Source organism: Neisseria sp. P0022.S010 (assembly GCF_051956635.1).
The window spans coordinates 1-4,481 of record NZ_JBQCXF010000237.1 but is presented as its reverse complement, the minus strand read 5'-3'; the positions used below and the strand labels follow the sequence as shown (position 1 = coordinate 4,481).

Here is a 4,481-nt window from a genome sequence, read left to right as displayed (position 1 = left end):
CCCTTGATGTATTTAACCAAGGCGCAAACATGGGCATTGGCAGATGAAATGGGTGCATTGGACTATATTCGCGAGCATACGCATACCTGTTATAACGGCGTGGTCGGTGGTTGTCATGAATGCCCAAGCTGTATTTTGCGCGAGCGCGGTTTGTCGGAATATTTGGACAGTAAAAAGGCCGTCTGAATTAAGAGGGGCATCTATTTCCAATATCCAGTTGTACGAAAAAGGCCGTCTGAAAAATTCATTTCAGACGGCCTTTGGCTATGTATTTTGTTCTGCTTAGAACAACAAATCTACCGGTTCGCTGCTTGCCGGAGCATCTTTCACAGGAGAAGAGGCTGGGGCAGTAGCCGGTTCGGAAGCGGCTTTAGGTGCGGAAGCAGGAGCATCGGCCGGAGTGGTTGCCGGTTTGGCAGCAGGTTTTGCCGGTTTCACCGGAGTCGGACGAACGCTTTGTTTCGGTTCGGATGCTGCCTTGTTTGTATCGTCGGTAGCATCGACTTCGATTTCAGTTCCTTGAGGCAATACCACATCTTTAGCAGGAGCCGGTTTCGGCATGACTTTAGGTTTGCTGTAAGCATCCGTGCCGCTGGTCCATGCCAAAGACTTCAAAGGCGATTTGAGTTTCACACCTTTGGCGCAGGTCAGACAGTTTGCTGCGCCGGTGCGTCCTTTTAGGATTGCATCCACACGTGCGGCAGGAATGGTTTTGCCGTGCGCTTTTGCCCAGGCGGCAATGCTTTTTTTCAGGGCAGCCGTATCAAGGTTTTTCTTGTCGTATGGGTCACGATAGGCAGCCAGCCACAAGTTTTGGTTGGCATCTTCGTTCAGGCTTGCCATTTGGTAGATAACGGAGGCAGGAGAACCTGTTGCAATGGTTTTGGCGAATTCCAATGCGTCAGGCGATTTCATGCGCACGCAACCATGGCTGCGGACGCCGGGTACGCTGGCAGGGGCATTGGTGCCGTGAATGCCAAGGCTTAATTTAGGGTCGCCAAGACGGACAAATACGGGGCCCAGCGGATTATTTGGACCAGCCGGTACGCTTTTTACGCCGTCATTGCGTTCTTTTTGAATGGATTTAGGGATATGCCAAACTGGGTTGTAGGCTTTTGCGCCGATTTTATGTTCGCCCAGATTGGTTTGGGTCATGGCTTTGCCGACGGCAACAGGATAAATTTTGCTCAGTTTGCCGTTGTCGTAGAGGAACAAACGCTGTTGCGTAATATTGATAACGACGTGTTGTCCGGAAGAGGCGGGGGAGACGTCTGGAATAAGCGTGTTTGCAGCAGCGGCTGAAGTTAAAAGGGCGGCTGTCAGGCCGAATAGTATTTTTTTCATGTCGTCTTTTTTTGTAGGGTTTGAAATGAAAGTTTTTGGCGCATGATACCTGAAACTCTGTGTTTTTGTGAGAAAATATGCGCTTTCGGTATTGGAAGACAGTTAAATGGTCGGGGAGCGGCTGAGTGACGGAAACGGTATGGGTGTGAAAGAACAGTATCAAGAAACGGAAGTTTTTTCTTTGGATTATGAGGGCAGGGGTGTTGCCAGAGTTGATGGGAAGGCCGTATTTATCGGCGGTGCGCTGCCTGGAGAGCGTGTAACGTTTGTCATACATAAAGAGAAAAAGCAGTTTGCCGAGGCTCAAGTTGAAAAGGTTTTGAAGGCTTCTTCTGAACGTGTCGAGCCCGCATGTTGCTATTTTGATACATGTGGTGGCTGTTCGCTTCAACATGTTTCTTTCGGAGCGCAAGTTGCATTAAAGCAACGGATTTTGGAAGAACAGTTGGAACGGATAGGTAAGGTCAAGCCGGAGATAATTTTACCTCCTTTATATGGTTACTCCTGGTATTATCGCGATAGAGCACGTTTAAGTGTTTCGGTGGATAAGCAAGGCCGTCTGAAACTCGGTTTTCAGGCCAAAAAAAGCCATGATGTCGTCAATATCCGCCATTGCCATATTTTGCCTAAGCATGTGTCCGATAGATTGCCTGATGTCCGCAATTTGCTGCAAAAGCTGCATGATGACGGTGTAAAAGTGAAATTTGTTGAGTTTTATTGCGGGAAAAATGTGACGGTACTCAACATTCGTTTCGTAAATCAACCGTTTGAACAAATATTAAGCGAATTGTGTAATTGGTTTGATAAGATATTGTCGGGTGCTGAAAAGGCATGGCAAATATGGTTGCAGGATCATGCCGAGTCCTTGCCGTTTTACCCTGAGAACGCGCCTGCCCTGAACTATACTTTTGCTCAATTTGATGTGGAAATGCCTTATAAGCCTGGTGATTTTACGCAGATTAATGCGCAGCTAAACGAAGTGATGGTGGCAAGGGCTGTCAGACTTTTAAACCCTCAAAAAGGGGAGCGGATTGCCGATCTGTTTTGCGGTTTGGGCAATTTCAGTTTGCCACTGGCAAAAAGTGGCGCATCGGTTGTCGGTATTGAAGGTGCCGATTATCTGGTAGATAGGGCAAGGGAAAATACTCGTCTGAATCATTGTGCCGAGAATATGACGTTTTCTGTTGCAGACTTATTCGATACCGATGAAAAGACTGTTGAGTCGTGGGGACGATTTGACAAGATGTTGCTGGATCCGCCGAGAAACGGGGCTTATGCTGTTGTCAAATCGCTACACAAGCCGTTTTTGCCTCAGAAGATAGTGTATGTTTCGTGTAATCCATCAACATTTGCACGAGATGCCGGTGTCTTGGTTGATAAGGGCTATAAGTTTAAGGCGGCAGGAATCATGAATATGTTTGCGCAAACCTCGCATGTTGAATCCATCGGTGTGTTTGAGTTGTAAATTGGTATCAAGTCCTTTATGTGAGTAGGGTTTTTAATGTAAAAATGAGTGCATTCATGTTATCATCATTTGTTTGGGGAATTAATAACGTTGAAGTTGCGTGTAAAGCAACAGATGTTAATAAATGCAGTTTGCAGCACAAGACCGGGAGGTGTTCTTGAACTATCAACTTTTAACTATTTTTTTGCTGGTGCTTTTTTTGCTGGTGTTGGTTTTTGTTCGTCATAAACAAAGTAACAATTCAGACAAACAAAGCGCACATGCATCAAAAAGCGGCCGTACGTCTGCTGCTCATACAGCCTCCTCTGAGGATGGAAACGACTGGATTGAGAAAGTCAACCAGACAGTTTCCAATGCGGATAATCAAGACTGGGAATGGGGTGGAAGCGGCTCAAACGATGCAACAGCTTCTGTTTCCGCACAAGAAGTCGATCCGTTGACCGAATATCAGGTTTATAAACAGTTCGGCTATGAGAGCAAAGCAGCGGAGTCTTTGGCCGGTTATCTCAATACTTTGGAAGACGGTGCTCCGGAAAAGCTGGTTCATGAATTAATCGGTTTGAATCTGCGTGTCGGCAATATCGACATGCTGGCGGATACGCTTGAGCGTCATAGTGCCTCCCTTTCTGAAGACAGCATAGCCGAATACCTGAAAGCCGGTCTGGCTTTGGATTCTACTAACCTGCGCCTGCGTGTTTTTGCCGAGCATCATCTTGGTTGGAATATGCAGGAAGTGGACCGTCAAATTGGCGAACAAAGCGGTTTGGAAGTTGCTTCCGACGAGCATATTGCCTTTGAGAACGACTCGGTTGAGCGCATTGTCGTTCCAGGCATGGGCAAACGTGCGCCTATCGTATTAGGCAAGAAAGATTTTGGCGAAATCAGCCCTGAAGAGATGGGCGCGGTTATTGGTTTTGCCAAACCGGAGCGTAGTGCAAAAATCTTGAAAGACAAGATTAGCTACGAGACTGCTTTGCATCAATACAACAAAGCAATCCAAACTTCTGCGAAGCCCGCTGGTCTCATTATCGATGCCTTGCGTCTGGATTATCAGAATGAAGAAGTAGGGCAGTTTGCCAAGCATCTGTGGAAGCTTTACCACTCTTTGGGTCAATATGGCCGTCAAGTAAAAGAACGTATGCTTGGTTGGGGTTATAACCTTGGTTATCACGAAATTTTTGATGATTTGGAAAAAGGGCCGTCTGAACAGCAAATTAAAGAGATTGGCTTGAAACGCGGTTACATTCAGCCAAGTTCTTTGCAGATGAAAGCCAAATATCGTGAGTTGGTTCAAAAAGACTCTTCAGTTATCAGCGCCAGCTCTTCACCAGCTGATGAGGCTCTGAAAGAAGTGGAATCTTTGTTGGCTTATGGTCAATTGGATTTGGCCATCGGTACTTTGGAACAGGCTGTTTTGCAGTATCCTCAAGAATCGCAGTTGTACATTATCTTGTTTGATTTGTACGAACGCGTTGAAGATTGGGGACGTTTAGAACAATTTCTGCGCTTGTTGCGTGAGCGTGTTGTCAGCCTGCCTGAAGAGGTTGTCTTGGCAATGAGCCGTCTCTTGCAACGAATGAACCAATATTCAAAAAAATAAGATAATCGTAGAAAGTACGAGTGATGAATAATCATTTACCAAAAATTAAAACCATACGGGTTATGTTACAGG

The 4,481-nt window shown here is 46.2% G+C and carries 4 protein-coding genes; 3 read left to right on the top strand and 1 reads right to left on the bottom strand.

All coding sequences use genetic code 11. From position 1 onward, the window contains the following. Positions 1–186: 7-cyano-7-deazaguanine synthase (locus ACTHUT_RS14420; RefSeq protein WP_440418946.1), on the top strand; the 186-nt coding region annotated here is incomplete at its 5' end. Positions 187–282: 96 nt separating this feature from the next. On the opposite strand, the gene ACTHUT_RS14415 is transcribed toward ACTHUT_RS14420, so the two are convergent. Then, positions 283–1,344 carry a L,D-transpeptidase gene (locus ACTHUT_RS14415; RefSeq protein ID WP_070749371.1) on the bottom strand — a complete coding sequence of 354 codons (1,062 nt, stop codon included), beginning with the start codon at positions 1,342–1,344 and terminating at the stop codon, positions 283–285. A gap of 139 nt (positions 1,345–1,483) precedes the next feature. Here ACTHUT_RS14415 and rlmD point away from each other — a divergent pair, with 139 nt between their 5' ends. Together rlmD and ACTHUT_RS14405 are read left to right on the top strand one after the other, a co-directional pair. Further along, the gene (gene rlmD / locus ACTHUT_RS14410) at positions 1,484–2,809 is read left to right on the top strand and encodes a 23S rRNA (uracil(1939)-C(5))-methyltransferase RlmD (RefSeq protein ID WP_250599696.1); all 1,326 of its coding nucleotides are present in this window, start codon (positions 1,484–1,486) and stop codon (positions 2,807–2,809) included. A 124-nt stretch (positions 2,810–2,933) separates the two neighbouring features. Further along, positions 2,934–4,409, top strand: a complete 1,476-nt coding sequence (locus ACTHUT_RS14405; RefSeq protein WP_070632597.1) for a 23S rRNA methyltransferase — start codon at positions 2,934–2,936, stop codon at positions 4,407–4,409. Positions 4,410–4,481: the final 72 nt, after the last annotated feature.

What these genes read in the sequence shown, in the direction of transcription:
- ACTHUT_RS14405 (WP_070632597.1), top strand. Translation starts at nt 2,934, where the DNA reads ATGCAGTTTGCAGCACAAGACCGGGAGGTGTTCTTGAACTATCAACTT.
- rlmD (WP_250599696.1), top strand. Translation starts at nt 1,484, where the DNA reads ATGGGTGTGAAAGAACAGTATCAAGAAACGGAAGTTTTTTCTTTGGAT.
- ACTHUT_RS14415 (WP_070749371.1), bottom strand. Translation starts at nt 1,344, where the DNA reads ATGAAAAAAATACTATTCGGCCTGACAGCCGCCCTTTTAACTTCAGCC.